At 69.8% G+C, this 17961-nt stretch carries 16 protein-coding genes and 1 tRNA gene; 11 read left to right on the forward strand and 6 right to left on the reverse strand.

The annotated features are described in order from the left end of the window. Window positions 1-19 precede the first annotated feature (19 nt). Both QY307_10040 and QY307_10045 read left to right on the forward strand, forming a co-directional pair. Window positions 20-1099 (forward strand): Mrp/NBP35 family ATP-binding protein, encoded by a 1080-nt coding sequence (locus QY307_10040; GenBank protein WKZ82408.1) that lies wholly within the window; start codon window positions 20-22, stop codon window positions 1097-1099. 23 nt (window positions 1100-1122) lie between these two features. Continuing rightward, the gene (locus QY307_10045) at window positions 1123-1359 is read left to right on the forward strand and encodes a DUF3107 family protein (GenBank protein WKZ82409.1); all 237 of its coding nucleotides are present in this window, start codon (window positions 1123-1125) and stop codon (window positions 1357-1359) included. A gap of 42 nt (window positions 1360-1401) precedes the next feature. Here the strand turns inward: QY307_10045 and QY307_10050 are convergent, their stop codons facing one another. Continuing rightward, a complete protein-coding gene (locus tag QY307_10050; GenBank protein ID WKZ82410.1) occupies window positions 1402-1668 on the reverse strand; it encodes a WhiB family transcriptional regulator in 267 nt (88 codons plus the stop codon). Window positions 1669-1830: 162 nt separating this feature from the next. Here QY307_10050 and QY307_10055 point away from each other — a divergent pair, with 162 nt between their 5' ends. From QY307_10055 to tdh, 4 genes are read left to right on the forward strand one after another with little or no spacing between them, the layout of a single operon-like run. Next, a complete protein-coding gene (locus tag QY307_10055) occupies window positions 1831-2295 on the forward strand; it encodes a GatB/YqeY domain-containing protein (GenBank protein WKZ82411.1) in 465 nt (154 codons plus the stop codon). Window positions 2296-2349: 54 nt separating this feature from the next. Beyond that, complete coding sequence (locus tag QY307_10060) at window positions 2350-3111, forward strand: CPBP family intramembrane metalloprotease (protein WKZ82412.1); 762 nt, start codon at window positions 2350-2352, stop codon at window positions 3109-3111. A gap of 35 nt (window positions 3112-3146) precedes the next feature. Further along, the gene (locus tag QY307_10065) at window positions 3147-4337 is read left to right on the forward strand and encodes a glycine C-acetyltransferase (GenBank protein ID WKZ82413.1); all 1191 of its coding nucleotides are present in this window, start codon (window positions 3147-3149) and stop codon (window positions 4335-4337) included. Beyond that, entirely contained in the window at window positions 4334-5362 is a 1029-nt protein-coding gene (gene tdh / locus QY307_10070; GenBank protein WKZ82414.1) for an L-threonine 3-dehydrogenase, read from the forward strand. Before QY307_10065 ends, tdh begins: the two co-directional genes overlap by 4 nt. 4 nt (window positions 5363-5366) lie before the next feature. Here the strand turns inward: tdh and QY307_10075 are convergent, their stop codons facing one another. From QY307_10075 to QY307_10095, 5 genes are all read right to left on the reverse strand, one after another. Further along, window positions 5367-7136 (reverse strand): ABC transporter ATP-binding protein, encoded by a 1770-nt coding sequence (locus QY307_10075; GenBank protein WKZ82415.1) that lies wholly within the window; start codon window positions 7134-7136, stop codon window positions 5367-5369. After that, entirely contained in the window at window positions 7133-8929 is a 1797-nt protein-coding gene (locus tag QY307_10080; GenBank protein WKZ82416.1) for an ABC transporter ATP-binding protein, read from the reverse strand. Before QY307_10080 ends, QY307_10075 begins: the two co-directional genes overlap by 4 nt. A gap of 114 nt (window positions 8930-9043) precedes the next feature. Further along, window positions 9044-9376: a TraR/DksA C4-type zinc finger protein gene (locus tag QY307_10085; GenBank protein ID WKZ82417.1), complete on the reverse strand. Its 333-nt coding sequence runs from the start codon at window positions 9374-9376 to the stop codon at window positions 9044-9046. 31 nt (window positions 9377-9407) lie between these two features. Next, window positions 9408-11027 carry an NAD(P)/FAD-dependent oxidoreductase gene (locus tag QY307_10090; protein ID WKZ82418.1) on the reverse strand — a complete coding sequence of 540 codons (1620 nt, stop codon included), beginning with the start codon at window positions 11025-11027 and terminating at the stop codon, window positions 9408-9410. Window positions 11028-11461: 434 nt separating this feature from the next. Beyond that, a tRNA-Arg gene (locus QY307_10095) sits at window positions 11462-11533 on the reverse strand. Between the two features lie 62 nt (window positions 11534-11595). Here QY307_10095 and argS point away from each other — a divergent pair. The 5 genes from argS to rho all read left to right on the forward strand — a co-directional run bounded on the left by argS (window position 11596) and on the right by rho (window position 17933). Continuing rightward, window positions 11596-13254 carry an arginine--tRNA ligase gene (argS, locus tag QY307_10100; GenBank protein WKZ82419.1) on the forward strand — a complete coding sequence of 553 codons (1659 nt, stop codon included), beginning with the start codon at window positions 11596-11598 and terminating at the stop codon, window positions 13252-13254. Between the two features lie 8 nt (window positions 13255-13262). Next, window positions 13263-14546: a homoserine dehydrogenase gene (locus tag QY307_10105; GenBank protein WKZ82420.1), complete on the forward strand. Its 1284-nt coding sequence runs from the start codon at window positions 13263-13265 to the stop codon at window positions 14544-14546. Next, a complete protein-coding gene (thrC, locus tag QY307_10110; protein ID WKZ82421.1) occupies window positions 14543-15568 on the forward strand; it encodes a threonine synthase in 1026 nt (341 codons plus the stop codon). The genes QY307_10105 and thrC overlap by 4 nt, the downstream gene beginning before the upstream one ends. Window positions 15569-15718: 150 nt before the next feature. Continuing rightward, window positions 15719-16387 carry a fructose-6-phosphate aldolase gene (gene fsa, locus QY307_10115; protein ID WKZ82422.1) on the forward strand — a complete coding sequence of 223 codons (669 nt, stop codon included), beginning with the start codon at window positions 15719-15721 and terminating at the stop codon, window positions 16385-16387. 13 nt (window positions 16388-16400) lie between these two features. Further along, window positions 16401-17933 carry a transcription termination factor Rho gene (rho, locus tag QY307_10120; protein ID WKZ82423.1) on the forward strand — a complete coding sequence of 511 codons (1533 nt, stop codon included), beginning with the start codon at window positions 16401-16403 and terminating at the stop codon, window positions 17931-17933. Window positions 17934-17961: the final 28 nt, after the last annotated feature.

A 17961-nucleotide genomic window follows, 5' to 3' on the forward strand; every position in this document is an offset into this window, starting at 1 on the left:
TCCCTGCGAAAGGTTCAGCGTGAGCTCCCCCGATCCCGAGGCCATCGCCTCCGCCGTCGTCGAGCCTCTGCTGCGTCGCCCGGCGGGAGAGCTGGGGATGGTGCGAGAGGCGAGCGCTTCGGGTGCCGCGGCCCGGGTGGGGATCGTGGTCCCGTCGCAACGATGGGAGGCGTCTTCCCTGGCCGCCGCCATCGCCGACGCCCTCAAGCGTGCGGGCTTCTCCACGGTCGACGTCGAGGTCGCCTTCATGGACGACGACGAGCGCGACGCCCTGGCCGCCAGGCTGGCATCCGAACGCCCCGGACCGGTCGGTGGCCCGGGGTCCCGCACCCGGGTCATCGCCATCGCCTCCGGAAAGGGGGGGGTGGGCAAGTCGTCGATCACCGCCAACCTGGCGGTCTCCCTTGCAGGCATGGGTCACGACGTGGCCGTCATCGACGCCGACGTGTGGGGCTACTCGATACCCCGGATGCTCGGGATCGAGGATCCGCCGTCGGCTCTCGGCCCGCTGATAGTCCCGCCGTCGGCTCACGGCGTGCGCGTCATCTCAATGGACTTCTTCGTGCCAACGGACGAGGCGGTGGTGTGGCGGGGGCCGATGTTGCACAAGGCCCTCGAGCAGTTCCTGGGCGACGTCTTCTGGGACGAGCCCGAGTTCCTGCTGGTGGACATGCCGCCAGGGACCGGCGACGTGGCGATATCCATGTCCCAGTTCCTGCCGCGGTCCCAGACCATCGTGGTGACCACGCCTCAGCCGACCGCCCAGCGCGTCGCCAAGCGCGCTGCCGGGATGGCGGCCAAGGTCAACCAGGAGGTCATGGGAGTGGTGGAGAACATGTCCTGGTTCACCGGTGACGACGACCAGAGGTACGAGCTGTTCGGTGCCGGTGGCGGCCAGGAGCTGGCCGACGAGTTGGGGGTGCCGCTTCTGGGCCAGGTCCCACTGGTGCCCGCCATGCGTCAGGGCGCTGACGATGGTCTCCCGGTGACCCTGGCCGCCCCCGAATCGGAGGCGGCGTCGGCGTTCGCCTCCATCGCCGAGCGCATCGTGGCGCTCCGGCCGCGGGTCCGCACCCATCCCGAGCTGGTGATCAGGTGACCGGCACCATCTAGGATCGGGACATGGCCACGAACGCGCGCGTCAAGATCGGAATCACCTTCGCCCCTCGCGAGATCGACGTGGAGGTCGAGGACGCCGACGCCTTCATGGCCGAGTTCGCTCGGATCGTGGAGGAGGGGGTCCGCGTCTGGTGGGTGACCGATCGCGAGCAGCACCGGCACGGCGTGCTCGTCGACAAGATCGCCTACGTGGACGTGGAACCCGAGCGCGATCGAAAGATCGGATTCAGCAATCAGTAGTTGGGGCGGCGGCCGCCCGGGCGTGGTGCCCGGCGGCAGGGATCAGCTGGCGCGGCGGCGTCGTTCGGCGAGCCAGCGCTTGCGCAGGCGGCGCCGGTCGTCCTCGGCATAGCCACCCCATACCCCCGCCTCCTGGTTGGTCTCCAGGGCGTAGTTGAGGCACTCCTCCTGGACGGCACACTGGGCGCAGATGGCCTTGGCGGCTTCGATCTGCTCCACGGCCGGCCCGGTGGTTCCGATGGGGAAGAACAGGCTCGGGTCCGAGTCGCGACACGCCGAGAGCTCTCGCCAATCGGTGATCGTCAACATGATGTTGGTTTCCTCCTGGATTCGGCCGTGAATGTGCAAACTTTCACAAGGCCGTTGCGAAATGTAGGCGCGGAGGGGGCCCCGGTCAAGGGGTTTTCTCGGTGCACTCGGAAAAACACCTGAGCGCTTTGTGTTGTTCCCCCGGGGTAATCTCCCGACATCATGTCGATAGGTGAAGAACTCCACGCCGAGCTCCAGGACGCCATGCGCAGCCGCGACCGAAACCGGCTCGACGTCATCCGCCAGATCGAGACCGAGGTGTCGCGGGCCAAGTCCGAGCCCGGTTTCGCCGGCCAGGCCGACGACGCCCTGTATCTCGGGGTGATCGCCGCCTACATCAAGAAGATGGACAAGGCGAGGGCCGAGTTCGCCGCCGCCGGCGAACGGGGGCAGGACGCCGTGGAGAAGCTCACCTTCGAGATCGACTACCTGTCCCGCTGGCTTCCGGCAGCGGCCGGCGAGGACGAGACCCGCGAGGTGGTGCGCGTCGCCCTGATGGAGCTGCGCGCCGCCGATCCCAGGCAGGCGGGCCAGGTGATCGGCCACATCATGAAGAACGGCCCCAGGGGAATGGACGGGGCGCTGGTCGCCCGGCTGGTGCGTGAGGCCCTCGGCGCCGAGGGCTGAGGGGCCGCCGAACGCCGGGCCCCGCTCGGCCCCGTCTGATACCGTCGCCTGCCCGTGACCACCGAAGCGCCGGCCGGCGCCCCCATGCTCGACCGTCGCAGCCTGGTGGTCTACGTGTCGGCCACCGTGCTGCTCGTTCTGTTCAACTACTGGGCCCTGCCCGTTCGATTCGAGGGGACGGTGCTGGAGGGGCGGGTCATGGACCTGCTCGGTGACGGCTACGAGCATTACCGGCCACTTCTCGCCTACCAGTTCTGGGGGATGGCCAGCCTCGTGCTCCGGGTGCTGGTCCCGGCTGCGATCGTGGTCTGGGTGCTGAACGAGCGGCCCGGCGATTGGGGGTTCCGCATCCGGGGGCAGTGGGCGAAGCTCCGGCCCTACCTCCTGGCGCTCGCCGTGATGCTCCCGGTGCTCTTCCTCGTGTCCGGCCTCTCATCCTTCCAGGCCAAGTACCCCCTCTACGACTTCGCCGTCCTCGGCGGGTGGCACTTCTGGGGCTTTCACCTCTTCTATGGGTTGCAGTTCCTGGGGCTGGAGGCGTTCTTCCGCGGCTTCGTGCTCTTCGGCCTGCACCCCCGCCTGGGCAACCACGCCATCGCCGTCATGATGATCCCCTATGTGATGGTCCACTTCGGGAAGCCGATGCCCGAGACCCTCTCCGCCATCGTCGCCGGGTTCGTGCTCGGGTACCTGGCACTCAAGTCCGGTTCCTTCCTCTGGGGATGGATGCTCCACTGGGGGGTGGCGCTCACCATGGACGTGATGGTGATCGGCCGCGAGTTCGGGTTCGGGGCGATACCCGGGATCCTGTTCTGAGCGGCTCGGTGCCACAGTCGGGTAGCTTCGGGGTGATGTCCGACGCCTTTCGCTCCGATCTGGCGGCCCGCATCGCCGACCTGCGCCATCGCGGCCTCTACAAGTCGGAGCGGGTCATCGGCTCGCCCCAGTCGGCCCGGATCCGCCTCGAGGACGGCACCGAGGTGGTCAACATGTGCGCCAACAACTACCTGGGGTTGGCGGACCATCCCGCCCTGGTGGAGGCGGCGAAGCGCGCCCTCGACACCTACGGGTACGGCATGGCCTCGGTGCGCTTCATCTGCGGCACCTCGACGGTGCATCGGGCGCTCGAAGAGCACGTCTCCGGGTTCCTCGGCACCGAGGACACCATCCTCTATTCGTCCTGCTTCGACGCCAACACCGGGCTGTTCGAGACGATCATCGACGAGGGGGATGCCGTAATCTCGGACTCCCTCAACCACGCCTCGATCATCGACGGGATCCGCCTGTGCAAGGCCGAGCGCCTCCGGTACGCCAACAACGACATGGTGGACCTCGAGGCCCGGCTGGGGGAGGCCGCCGGAGCCCGCCACCGCCTGATCGCAACCGACGGCGTTTTCTCGATGGACGGGGTGCTCGCCGACCTGAGCGGGATCGTGGCCCTGGCCGAAGAGCACGACGCCATGGTGATGGTCGACGACTCCCACGCCGTCGGCTTCGTAGGCCCGCGAGGACGGGGCACCCCCGAGGCCACCGGGACCATGGGACGGATCGACCTGCTCACCGGAACCTTTGGCAAGGCCCTGGGCGGGGCCTCCGGCGGGTACACCAGCGGTCCCGCCGAGGTGATCGCCTGGCTGCGGCAGCGATCCCGTCCCTACCTCTTCTCCAACTCTCTGGCCCCGGTGATCGCCGCCACCACGATGCGGGCGCTCGACCTCATCGACGAGTCCGACGAGCCACGTCGGCGCCTGGCGGAGAACGCCCGGGCCTTCCGGGAAGGGATGACGGCAGCCGGCTTCACCCTGGCCGGAGCGGACCACCCGATCATCCCTGTGATGCTCGGGGACGCCCGGGTGGCGGCGCAGATGGCCGATCGGCTCCTCGACGAGGGGCTCTACGTGATCGGCTTCTCCTTCCCTGTGGTCCCCGAGGGCCAGGCCCGGATCCGGACCCAGATGTCGGCGGCACACACTCGAGCCGACATCGAGTTCGCCGTGGAGGCGTTCACCCGGATTGGGCGAGCGATGGGGGTGGTGAGGTGAAGGCCCTGGTGAAGGCGCATCCGGAGCCGGGGCTGTGGATGGAGGACGTCGATCCGCCTTCCCCCGGTGACCACGACGTGCTGATCAGGGTGCTCAAGACCTCGATCTGTGGCACCGACCTGCACATCCTCAACTGGGATCCGTGGGCACAGGCGACGATTCCGGTGCCGATGGTGGTCGGTCACGAGTTCATGGGGGAGGTTCTCGCCCTCGGAGGCTCGGTGGGAGGCCTTGAGGTGGGGCAGCGGGTCTCGGGCGAGGGACACATCACCTGCGGCCACTGCCGCAACTGCCGGGCGGGGCGCCGTCACTTCTGTCACAACCACCTGGGCCTGGGCGTCACCCGCCCCGGGGCGTTCGCCGAGCAGCTGGTGCTTCCCGCAGAGAACGTGTTCCCGGTGCCCGCCCACGTCTCCGACGACGTGGCTGCGGTCCTCGACCCGCTGGGCAACGCCGCCCACACCGCCCTCGAGTTCGACCTGGTGGGGGAGGACGTGCTGGTGACCGGGGCAGGCCCGATCGGCCTAATGGCGGCAGCGATCGCCCGACATGTGGGGGCCCGCTTCGTGGTGGTCACCGACGTCAACCGGTTCCGCCTGGCACTGGCCTCGGCGATCGGGGTCGATCGAGTCGTCGACGTCGCCTCCGAGGCGGTGGCATCGGTGATGGGAGAACTCGGCATGACCGAGGGATTCGACGTGGGGATGGAGATGTCGGGAAGCGCCGACGCCTTCAACCAGATGCTCGGCGTGATGAACCACGGCGGGAAGGTGGCGGTGCTGGGGATCCCTCCGGGCGAGGTGACCCTCGACCTCGACGCGGTGATCTTCAAGGGCCTCTCGGTGCACGGGATCTACGGGCGCAAGATCTTCGACACCTGGTACAAGGTCTCGTCGATGCTTCAGACCGGCCTCGACGTGGCGCCGACCATCACCCACCACTTCTCCGTGGACGAGTACCAACAGGCGTTCTCCGCGGTGGCCTCGGGGGAGTGCGGGAAGGTGATCCTGGACTGGGCCCGGTGAGGCCTCACATCACCGCCGTGCCCAGGGTCCAGTCGGCGTAGAGCCGGGCGTACACCCCACCCGACACCACCAGGCGATGGTGCGGTCCCCGTTCCACCAGGCGGCCCTGGTCGAACACCAGAACCTCGTCCGAGGCCTCCGCCGTAGCCAGTCGGTGGGCGATGGTCACCGAGGTGCGCCCGGTGGTGAGCCGGTCGATGGCGTGACGCAGCGACACGTCCAGTGCCGGGTCCACCGCCGAGGTGGCCTCGTCGAGCACCAGCAGGTCGGGGTCGGAGATCCAGGCGCGCACCATGGCGATCAGCTGCCTCTCCCCGGCGGACACCCCCGAACCGCGTTCGCCGACCGGGGAGTGGATCCCGGCGGGCAGCCCGGCCAACCAGTCCTGCAGGTCTAGCTCCCGGAACGCCTGGCGTATCTGCTCGTCGGTGGCGTCGGGGCAACCGTACCGGACGTTGTCCGCCACCGTCCCCGTGAACAGGAAACCCTCCTGGGGGACGAACGCCACCCGGGAGCGCAGGCTGGCCATTCGCACCTCTCGCAGGTCGATGCCGCCGATGCTCACCTCGCCCTCGCTGGGGTCGAGGAGGCGGACCAGGAGCTTGGCGAAGGTGGTCTTCCCTGAACCGGTCTCGCCCACCACCGCCACCCGCGTACCCGGCGGCAGCTCGAGGTCGATCCCGGAGAGGACCTCGCCGCCCGTCGGATATGAGAACGACACGCCGGAGAAGGCGAGCCCGAGGGGACCCTCCGGAAGGTCCGCAGCATCCTCTGCCTCGGCCACCTCCACCGGTGCGTCCAGGGTCTCCACGATGCGGCGCAGGCCCGAAGCGGCGCTCTGGGCGAAGTCGAGGATCTCCACCAGGCTCTGGATCGGTGCGATCAGGAGGTTCACCAGGAAGAGGAAGGCGAGAAGCACCCCTGCGGTGACACCGTGCTCCGGGCCCAGGTAGAGCCCGACCACGATGACGGTGGTGGTGAGTGCGGCGGCGAACAGCTCGGCGGTGGAGAACAGCACGTTCCCGAAGTGGGCGGCCTTGAACTGGGCCCGGAACCGGGTCTCGAGGGCGTCGTCTACCCGCTGCAGGGTCACCGCCTCGGCGCCGTAGGCACGAACCTCGGGGAGGGCGTTGATCGCCTCGCCCATGATCGCCAGGCTGTTGGCCACGCGCTCCCGCACCCGGTCGTAGCGGCGACGAAGCACCTTCTGCGCCCACAGCAGGTTGATGGTGAACAGGACGGTGCCCCCGAGCACGATCAGCGCCAGCAGCCACTGGTACAGGGCCATGACCACCAGCGCCGCCAGCACCTGGGTTCCGTTGACCATGAACATGATCCCGCCCCAGTTCATGAAGTCCTGAAGGGTGCGCATGTCGGAGGTGACCCTTGAGACCAGTGCGCCGCGGCGTTCGGTCTGCACGTGGAGCACCGATCGGCGCAGCAGATGGGAGAACACCTCGACCCTGAGGTCGGAGATGCCCGTGGACGCCTGGCGAACCAGCCGCACGAGCCCGGTGCGGGTCATGACACCGCCGGCCACCACCGCCACCAGGCCGACCACGGCCAGGGTGATCACCCCGCCGAGGTCGACGCCGTCGGAGGTGATGTGGCGATCCAGTGTCAGCTGGGTGAGTATCGGGATCAGGATCTGCACCGCCGTGCCACCCAGGTTGAGCAGCACCACCAGCCACAGCCTGCGGCCGATGATCGGCGCCTCGGCTAGGGCGCGTCGGATCGCCTGCAGGGTCGACAGGCGGGCCGCGGCGGTGGTCATCCCACCCCCCGGGACCTGGCGGCGGCCTCCTGCTCGTACGCCTCGACCAGCCGGGCGTAGCCGCGCTCGGTGGCGAGCAGTTCGGAGTGGGAGCCCTGGGCGATCACGCGGCCGTCGTCGATGAAGATCACCTGGTCGGCGAGACGGATCGAGGACGGCCGGTACGCCACCACGATGATCGTCGAGGGCAGGGCGGCGGTGTGCAGACGGCGCAGGATCTCGGCCTCCACCGACGGATCCACCGCCGAGGTGGCGTCGTCCATTATCAGCACCCGGGGACGGCGAGCCAGGGCCCGGGCGAGGGCGATTCGCTGCCGCTGGCCGCCGGAGAGCGACGCTCCCCGCTCACCGACATGGGTGTCATACCCCTCGGGGAGTGCCTCGATGAAGTCGTGGGCGCCGGCGAGCCGGGCCGCCTCGATCACCCTCTCGTCCGGCATCTCCACGCCGAGAGTGATGTTGCCCCGCACCGTGTCGTCGAACAGGTACGCGGTCTGGGCCACGTAGGCGATCTCCTTGGCCAGTTCGTGCCGGGCGAATTCCCGCAGGTCTCTCTCGTCGAGGTGGATGCGCCCACTCGCCGGGTCCCAGAGGCGGGCAAGGAGCAGGGTGAGGGTGGTCTTCCCCGAACCGGTGGGGCCGACCACGGCCACGGTGCGTCCTGCGGGGACGTCCACCACCACGTCGGTGAGGACGGCCTCCCCGGTCTCGTAACCGAAGCCGACCGCCGCCGAGTCGACCGGCGCCGGCCCCGTCTCGGGCCGGGCGGCGAGGTCGCCGTACTCGACGCGTTCGTCGGCGGCGAGCACGGCAGCCACACGGTTCCAGGCGGGGATGGCCGCCGCCATGTCGAAGAGCACGAAGGCGATCAGCTGGATGGGAAAGGTGAGTAGCGAGAGCAGGTACATGGCGGTGACGATGTCGCCCTCGGTGATCGCCCCGGCGTCCACCCGCAGTGCACCCACCGCCAGGACGCCGAGGGCGACCGCCGGGATGAGAACCACGATGAGCGTCCGGAAGGTCTCCCAGCGAACCCCCAGGTCGACGGTGATGTCGCGCAGCCCGTCCGAAGCCACCCGCATGCGCGCCGTCTCATGGTCCTCCCGTCCCAGTGCCTTGACGGTGAGCGCCCCGTCGAAGCTCTCGTGGGCGACCCCGCTGACGACACCGTTCTGCGTCTGGATCCCCTCCCATGCCGGGTACAGGGTGATGGCGGCCCGCACCTCGATGGCCACCACCACGCCCATCCCGGCGAGCGCCACCATACCGAGCCACGGGTCGAGCAGGGCGAGCATCACCACGGTTCCGATCACCAACAGCGACACGCCGGTGGCGTAGGGGAGTGGAGCGAGGACGCTGGTGCCCCGCTCGGTGTCGTTGTCTGCCACCGCCAGCAGATCGCCGATCGACTGGCGATCGAACCACGCCAGCTCCAGTTCCAGCTGGTGCTCGATGAGCCGGCTCCGTAGCTGCTGCTGGTTGCGCAGCTGGAGCCACCCGGCCGAGGTGCGGCGCATCACGATGGCCGCCGCCTTCCAGGCGGCCACTCCGACCACGGCCAGCACCACGGGAAGCGCCTTGCCCGACATCGGCTTCCCGTCGCGCAGGACGGGCAGCACCGCAGTGTCGGTAACCCAACCGATCACCAGCGATGAGGCGATGATCGCGGCGGCGAACCCGGCGGCGCCGGTGACCGCCAGGGCGAATGCGAGCGGCTGGGTTCGGATGAACCCGCCGACGATTCGCAGGCCTTTGCCCAGAACCTGGGCGGCATTCAGGGGTGGTTGCTCCACCGGGTCAGGATAGGGGCCGTGACGGGGGATCCTCACGGGCGGTCGGGAGCGTCGCGGTGCGCACATCTCGTGATACGGCGGTCGTGGCGTCAGGTACTGCTTCCTGGTCGGGGATCAGCTCTCACCGGCGCAGGAAACGCATCGAGAGGTCCATGGAATCACCTCGAGGCGCGCCTCAGGGATGTCGGATGAGCAGACCTCACACCGCCCGTACCCGCCCTCGGCGAGGCGGGTCAGGGCGTGATCCACTTCTTCCAGGGATCGGGCGATGGAGCGGGCGGAGGCGGTGGTGGCCAGCCTCTCCACCGCCTCGGAGGTGCCGTCCCCGACCCTTTTCCCAAACGAGACCCCGACACCCGGTGCTCTCGGCTCGGTGAGACGGTCGAGCTCGGCCTGGAGCTCGGTTCGCCTGATCGTCAGCCTCTCGCGTGCCACGCCAAGGTCCATGGGGCCATGGTGGCATGCCGGCCTCAGCCGGTCACCGGACCTCGGGGAGTATCGGGGGACGCATCAGCGGCCGGAGGAAGGCGAGGGCGGGGCGCGGCTCGGCGGCGGCAGCGGCGAGCACCCCGCCGTTCAAGGCACCCACGATCCCGGGTGCCGAGGCGTCGGCCCCGCCCAGATAGAGGCCTCGCAGACGGGTCCTGGGTAGGAGCGAACCGTCATGGAACCGGGCGACCGCCGTGCCCAGTCCGTAGATCGAGCCGCGGTGGGCTGCGGCGAAGTGGTTGGTGGACAGCGGGGTGGACATCTCGACGTGGTCGACCATCTGGGCCAGGGCGGGGTATCGGCCCAGGTACTGCTCGAGCAGTCTGGCGGTGAGGGCCGCCTTGAACTCGTCGTAGGCGGCGGGACGGCGCTGCCACCTGGTGCCCTGCCACCGTGCGAACGCCTCCCAGGGGACGAAGGCGATCGCCTCCCCCGTGTGGCGCGTCTCCGTCCCGGGGTCGTGGAGTGGATCCTTGAGCGAGGGGAACGAGCAGAACATCACGGGCGAAGCGCCTGGCTCACGATCCGGCGCCACCTGCCACAGCCCCTCCTCGACATCCCATGAACCGAAGTACCACTGGCACCATCTGCGGGCGCCCGCAGCAGCGATGTCGCCCCGGAAACCGAGGTAGAGGCTGACGTGGGCGGGCCCGGCCTCCCGGTAGGGCTCGCCGGGACCCCCCAGTTCTTCGCCGAGCAGCCCGGCGGTGGGTATGGCTCCGATCGTGCTGACCACCCGCCGCGCTTCCACGAGGGATCCGTCACCGAGGCGGACGCCGACGACACGGCCGCGATGGCGCTCGATGGCGGTCACGGGGCGTCGTACCGCCGTCCAGCCGCCGGCGTCGGCGACGGTTCGCAGCAGCGAATCGGCGATGCTCGCCGCCCCGCCCACCGGGTAGTAGGCGCCTCGCAGGAAGTGGCGGACCATCAGGGCGTGCATGGCGAAAGAAGACCGCGAGGGCGGGGTGCCGTAGTAGCCCCACTGGGCGGCGAGAACCGCCCGCATCCGGGGGTCGTCGGTGAGGGAGGCCAGCACCTCGGCAGTGGTGGCGTCGACGTGTGGTGCGGCTGCGGCCATCGCCCTTCCCGCCGCCCCCGGGGCCAGCAGGCGGGGCATGGCCCGCGCCTGGATCGCCTTGGACACCGATCGTGCCGCCGTCCTGGTGAGGGCGAGGTACTCGTCGATGGCGGCCCTCTCCCCGGGGAAGGACTCCCCCAGGGTCTGGCGGAACCCTTCGGCGGTGTCGGGAAGGCGGACCGAGAACCCGTCCGGGAAGTTGAACTCGTCGTAGAACTCGCCCACCGGCTCCCAGGCGAGCCGCCCGTCGCCGAGTGCGGCGAGGAGCCGCCCCGGATACGACTGCTGGGACATCTCCCCGACGATGTGCACGCCTACGTCCCAGCGGTATCCGGGCCGCTTGAAGGTCTGGGTGAATCCCCCCGGGATGTTGTGCTGCTCCAGGATCAGCACCCGGCGTCCGAGGCGGGCGAGGAGGGCGGCGGCGGCCATCCCGCCGATGCCCGAGCCGATGACCACGTAGTCCCATGGCCCTTCGGGGACGTCGTGGCTCCAGGGTCGAGACGGCTTCGGGTCGGTGTCGGTCACTGTTCCACCTCGGGTATCGGATCCAGGAGGGTACGCCGAAGCGGGTTCGGCAGCGATGGAAGGATCCGGTGTGGGGACGCGAGGAGTGTCGCCCCCTCCGGCAGTTCGTTCCTACCCCCGCTGGGAGGAGCACCCCGAAGGGGAGCGATGGGCAGGCCCCGACGGACCAGTGTCGCGCGGTGCCCCCTCCGGCCATTCGGGCCACCTCCCCCTGCGGGGGAGGGAACACGCCACACCTGCTTCGGGCGGTTTCTTCCTCCCCTCGTTTGGGGAGTACCCCGATGCGGAGCGGCTCATTCGTCCCCGGCAGGGGGGAGTACGGCGAAACCGGGAGGGGGGCAAGAGCAACATGAGCCATGGACTCGATCTCGCCGCCGATGCCTTGGCGCAGATGCCGCCACGCGACAACCGTGCACGATGTCTCGCGACCTCGGCGCCCTCGGCAGGATTCGAACCTGCGCACCCGGCTCCGGAGGCCGGCGCTCTATCCCCTGAGCTACGAGGGCGGTTCCACCATTGTACCGGTGCGGGGTGCGATCACCGGCGGCCGGTACGATGCCACCACACCATGGTCCAGTTCCCCGACGCCATCCGCGAGGCACTTCAAGCCGCCCTGGACGCAGCCGCCGCCGATGGCGCACTGCCCGGCCTCGGTCCCGTCGAGTTCGTGGTGGAGCGGCCCCGGGATCGGGCCAACGGCGACTGGGCATGCAACGTCGCCCTGGTCGCCGCCGGGGCGGCGAAGATGCCGCCCCGTGCCGTTGCCGATGCGGTCGTCGCCCACCTTCCCCCCATCCCTCACGTCGAGCGGGTGGAGGTCGCCGGCCCCGGTTTCATCAACTTCACGGTGGCGCGCTCCTGGTACCTGGAGGTGCTGCAACGCGCCGCCACGGGTGGTCCCGGGTTCGCCCGGTCCAGCGCTGGATCGGGGGAGCGGGTCCAGGTGGAGTTCGTCTCCTCCAACCCCAACGGCCCGCTGCACATCGGGCACGGTAGGGGTGGCGTGATCGGCGACGTACTGGCTCGCCTGCTCGAGTACGTCGGCCACCCGGTGGAACGGGAGTACTACTACAACGACGCCGGGGCACAGATCGACCGCTACGCCCTCAGCCTCCAGGCCCGATACCTCCAGGCCCTCGGCCGGGACGCCGCCGTGCCCGAGGACGGTTACCACGGCGCCTATCTGGAGGAGTGGGGCCGGGAGTTGGCCACCGAGGTGGGTGACGTCCTGGCCACCGACGGCCTGGCCGAGATCCGTGCCTGGGGCCTGGCCCGGGCGATGCGCGACATCGAGGAGACCCTGATCCTCGCCCGCATCCCCTTCGACGTCTGGTTCAGTGAGACCAGCCTGCACCAGGACGGCCGGGTGGACGAGTCGATCCGGGTGCTCGAGGAGCGGGGTCACGTCTATCGGGACGAAGGCGCCACCTGGTTCCGCACCACCGAATTCGGCGACGAGAAGGACCGGGTCCTGGTCAAGTCGAACGGCGAGTACACCTACATCGCCCCCGACGTCGCCTACCACCGGGACAAGTTCGAGCGCGGCTTCGACCGGGTGATCAACATCTGGGGTGCCGACCATCACGGATATGTGCCGAGGATGAAGGCGGCGGTGGAGGCGATGGGATACGACCCGGAGCGCCTGGAGGTGGTGATCACTCAAACGGTGAACCTGATGCGGTCCGGCGAGCCGGTGCGGATGTCCACCCGGGCGGGCGAGTTCGTCACCTTCCGCGAGGTCCTGGAGGAGGTGGGCACCGACGCCACCCGTTACCACCTTGCCGCCTTCAGCCCCGACACCGCCATCAACTTCGACCTGGAGGCGGCCCGGGCACAGTCGATGGACAACCCGGTCTACTACCTGCAGTACGCCCACGCCCGCATGTGCTCCCTGGAGCGGTTCGCCTCCGAGCAGGGAGTGACCCGCGTGCCGTTGGGCGACGCCGACCTGTCGCTGTTGACGCACCCGGCCGAGGCCTCCCTCCTCGAACAGCTCGACCTGCTGGCCGAGGAGGTCGCCGAGGCGGCCCGGCGTCGCGCCCCGCACCGCCTCTGCGGTTTCGGCCAGGAGTACGCCGCAGCCTTCCACCGCTTCTACACGGATTGCCGCATCGTCACCGACGATCCGGAGATCACCCAGGCCCGCCTCTGGCTGGTGGAGGCCTCCCGCAACGGGATCAGGGCCATCCTCGATCTGCTCGGGCTCAGCGCGCCCGAGCAGATGTAGGGGGCGCCGTGGCGGTTGGCATCGGAATCGCCGGAGCCGGGACGGTGGGAGGCACCCTGATCCGACGGCTGGTGGACGAGCGGGAGATGGTGACCGCCCGCACCGGGCTCGACCTGGAGGTGCGCCGGGTGGCCGTGCGCGACCCCTCCAAGGCGCGGGTGTTCGACCTGCCATCTGGGATCGTCACCGGCGACGTCATGGATCTCGTCTCCGACCTCACGGTGGACCTGGTGGTGGAGGTGATGGGGGGGCTGGAGCCGGCCGGGTCGCTGGTGCTCGCCGCCCTGCAGGCGGGCAAGCCCGTGGTCACCGCCAACAAGGAGCTGATCGCCGCTCGTGCGCCCGAGCTGGTTGCGGCCGCCGCCGCCTCCGGGGTTCCGCTGCTGTTCGAGGCGGCGGTGGGCGGGGGTATCCCGATCATCCGGCCGCTCTCCGAGACCCTTGCCGGGGAGCAGGTGGACCGGGTGATGGGGATCGTCAACGGCACCACCAACTTCATCCTCACCGCCATGGCCGAACAAGGCTGGTCGTACGAGGAGGCCCTGGCCGAGGCCCAGCGCCTCGGTTACGCCGAGCCCGATCCGGAGGCCGACGTCTCCGGAGCCGACGCCGCCTCCAAGGCGGCCATCCTGGCCGGGCTCGCCTTCGGCGTGTGGGTCGACCCGGCCCGAGTCCATCGTGAGGGCATCGACGGGATCACCGTCGACGACCTGGCAGCTGCTTCGCGGCTCGGATACGCCATTCGCCTTCTCGCCGTGGCCGAGCGCATCCCGGCCGGTGTCGTCGCCCGGGTGCATCCGGCGATGGTGCCGCTCGCCCATCCGCTGGCCTCGATCCGGGGGGCGACCAACGCCATCTTCATCACGGGAGCATCGGCCGGCGAGCTGCTCTTCGCCGGCCCTGGCGCCGGCGGCGATCCCACCGCCACCGCGGTGCTGGGGGACGTCATCGACGCCGCCCGGGAGCTTCTGTCGGGGGCCCAGGCGGCCCCCCGTCTCGCCTTCGGCCCCGGCGAAGTGGCCGGCTTCGAGGAGGTGGAAACCCGCTGGTGCCTGCGCCTGGAGGTCCAGGACAGTCCCGGGGTGCTGGCCCGGATCGCCGGGGCGTTCGGCGACGCCGGCGTGAGCTTGCGATCGGTGTGGCAGGAGGGTCGGGGCGACCGGGCGACCCTGCTGCTCGTGACCCATGCCGCCCCCGAGGCGGCGCAGCGCCGGGCGCGAAGTGCCCTCGAGGGCCTCGACGTGGTGGCCGAGGTGGCGTCGGTGATCCGCGTGGAGGGCGAGCCGGGGTGAGTGCCTGGCCCGGGGTGATCGCCCGATTCCGCGACCGACTCCCCGTGACCGACTCCACGCCGGTGGTCACCCTGCTCGAGGGCGACACCCCGCTGCTGCCGGCACCGCACCTTTCGGGCCTGGTGGGGCGCCAGGTTTTCCTCAAGGTCGAGGGGGCCAACCCGACCGGCTCCTTCAAGGATCGGGGGATGACCCTGGCGGTGAGCAAGGCCCTCGAGGAGGGTGCTACCGCCGTCGCCTGCGCCTCCACCGGGAACACCTCGGCGTCGGCCGCCGCCTACGCCGCCCGCGCCGGGATCGAGTGCATCGTGGTGCTGCCCGCCGGGAAGGTGGCGCTGGGCAAGCTGGCCCAGGCGGTTCGCCATGGCGCTCGGGTGATCTCGGTCGACGGCTCCTTCGACCAGGCCCTGGAGATCACGGTCGCCCTCTCGGAGCGTCACGGGGTGTCCCTGGTCAACTCGATCAACCCGTACCGCATCCTCGGCCAGCAGTCGGTCGCCTGGGAGGTGGTGGAGGCGCTAGGGGAGGCGCCGGCGGTCCACGCCCTGCCGGTCGGCAACGCCGGGAACATCACCGCCCACTGGATGGGGTACCGGGCGGTGGGGGCGGCACCCCGGATGTGGGGGTTCCAGGCGGCAGGGTCGGCGCCGATCGTCCTCGGGCGGCGGGTGGAGCGTCCGGAGACGGTGGCCACCGCCATCCGCATCGGGAACCCGGCGTCATGGGATGGGGCCGTCGCCGCTCGCAACGAATCCGGGGGGCGCATCGAGGCGGTGACCGACGAGCAGATCCTCACCGCCTACGACCTGCTCGCCTCACGTGAGGGGGTGTTCTGCGAGCCGGCGTCGGCGGCGTCGGTGGCCGGGGTCCTCGCCTTCGCCGGGGATCTGCCCGACGGGCCGGTGGTGTGCACCCTCACCGGGCACGGCCTCAAGGATCCCGGGGTGGCGGTCGACGGTCTGGAGCCCGCCGCACCGGTGGAGGCGACCCTGGAGGCGGTGGTCTCGGCGCTGGGTTGGTGAGGGCTCTGCCTGCCTTTGCTCCCGGCGGAGAATCCCCTACAATGCGAATCGGGCATCCGCCCCGATCTCCTCGACCGGTTCCCCATGGCCCGCGTACACGCCGGTGCCGTGCCCGATCGAGGGACATCCCAAGACCTCGCTGGAGGTAGCGTGAAGCTCTTCCTGGACACGGCGCACCTCGCCGACATCGAAACCGCACGCGGCTGGGGGATCCTCGACGGGATCACCACCAACCCCACCCTTGCCGCCAAGGAAGGTCTCTTGTTCCACGACCTGATCCGCGCCATCACCTCGATCATCGATGGCCCGGTCTCTGCCGAGGTGGTCGCCGACGACCGCGAGGAGATGCTGCGCCAGGCACGTGAGATCTCCGCCATCGCCGGCAATGTGGTGGTGAAGGTGCCCATGACCCGCGAGGGCGTCGCCGCCGGCGCCCGCATCGTTGAGGAGGGGATCCCGATCAACGTGACCCTGGTGTTCTCCGCCGCCCAGGCGATCCTGGCGGCCAACATCGGGGCCACATTCGTCTCGCCGTTCCTGGGCCGGGTGGACGACGTGGGCAACGACGGCCTCGGCCTCCTATCCGAGATCACCTCCATCTACGCCACTCAGGGGTACGACACCGAGGTGCTCGCCGCCAGCCTGCGCCACCCGGTGCACGTGGTGGAGTCGGCCCGGCTCGGCGCCGACGCCGCAACCATGCCCTTCGCCGTGATGGAGAAACTCTTCGACCATCCACTGACCGACATCGGCAACGAACGTTTCAACCGCGACTGGGAGGCCTATCAGGCCGCCCTCGCCGCTCGCAAGCAGTCCTGAGGAAAGGGACCAGATGACCAGCAGAGCCATGCTCCACGAGAAGTCGCTCGACGAGCTGCGGGTGATCGCCGCCTCCGTCGGTGTGACCGATCACGAGTCGCTGCAGAAGTCGAAGCTGATCGCCGCCATCCTCGGCTCCGACGCCTTCGACGCCAGCTCCGAGCCGGCCCCGGTCGAGCTGCCCGCCGTCGAGGAGCGTCGCTCCCCGGACGGCCAGGGCGGAGCCGAAGCGGAGGAGGACCTCTCGGGTGAGTCGGCCGACCGCCAGGCGCGGGTCACCGCCCGCAGCGACCAGCGGGGCGGCCAGAGCCGTCGTGACGACCCCCGCGGCAACCGGCGCGGCGGCCGCAGCCGGAACGGGCGCCCCGGTGCCGTCACAGGCGGCGGGGGAGCCCCCGAACCACAGCAGCAGTGGGACGATGCCGACCTGGAGAACCGTGAGGGGATCCTCGACGTCCTCCCCGAGGGGTACGGCTTCCTGCGCTGCACCGGGTACCTGCCCGGCGACAAGGACGTGTACGTGTCGGCCACCCAGGTGCGCCGCTTCGGCCTGCGCCGGGGCGACATCATCAGCGGCCCGATCCGTCCGCCCCGGTCACAGGAGAAGTTCCCTGCCCTGACCCGGATCGACAACGTGAGCGGGATGGACGTGGAGGAGGCCCGGCGCCGCCCCAAGTTCGGCGACCTCACCCCTCTCTTCCCCGACCAGCGGCTCCGCCTCGAGGTGCCCGGTCAGCCCAACCACGTACTGGCCCGGATCGTCGATCTGATCGCCCCCATCGGCAAGGGGCAGCGCGGCCTGATCGTTTCGCCCCCGAAGGCGGGCAAGACCACGGTGCTCAAGGAGATCGCCAACTCGATCTCCCACAACAACCCGGAGTGCCACCTGATCGTGGTCCTGGTCGACGAGCGTCCGGAGGAGGTCACCGACATGCAGCGCTCGGTGAAGGGCGACGTGATCTTCTCCACCTTCGATCGTCCCGCCGAGGAGCACACCCAGGTCGCTGAGCTTGCCCTGGAGCGGGCCAAGCGGCTCGTGGAGTCGGGCAACGACGTCGTGATCCTGCTCGACTCGATCACCCGCCTCGCCCGGGCGTACAACCTGGCCACCCCGGCATCGGGGCGTATCCTCTCCGGAGGCGTCGACTCCACCGCCCTGTACCCGCCGAAGCGCTTCTTCGGTGCGGCGCGCAACATCGAGGAGGGGGGCAGCCTCACGATCCTGGGCACCGCCCTGGTCGAGACCGGGTCCCGCATGGACGAGGTGATCTTCGAAGAGTTCAAGGGCACCGGGAACATGGAGCTGCGGCTCGACCGCAAGCTCGCCGACAAGCGGGTGTACCCGGCGATCGACATCGAGGCCTCCGGGACCCGCAAGGAGGAGCTGCTCTTCGAGCCCGATGAGCTCACACAGGTGTGGAAGCTGCGGCGGGTGCTGCTCGCCCTGCCCGAGCCTTCGGCCGGGCTGGAGTTGCTCATCGACCGCCTCAAGAACGCCAAGTCCAACGCCGAGTTCCTCGCCGATGTGGCCAAGTCGGGCAACTGACCGCCACCGGGTAGGATCCAGCACCCCA

The organism is Acidimicrobiia bacterium (assembly GCA_030584185.1).
Classification (GTDB): Bacteria; Actinomycetota; Acidimicrobiia; order Spongiisociales; family UBA11373.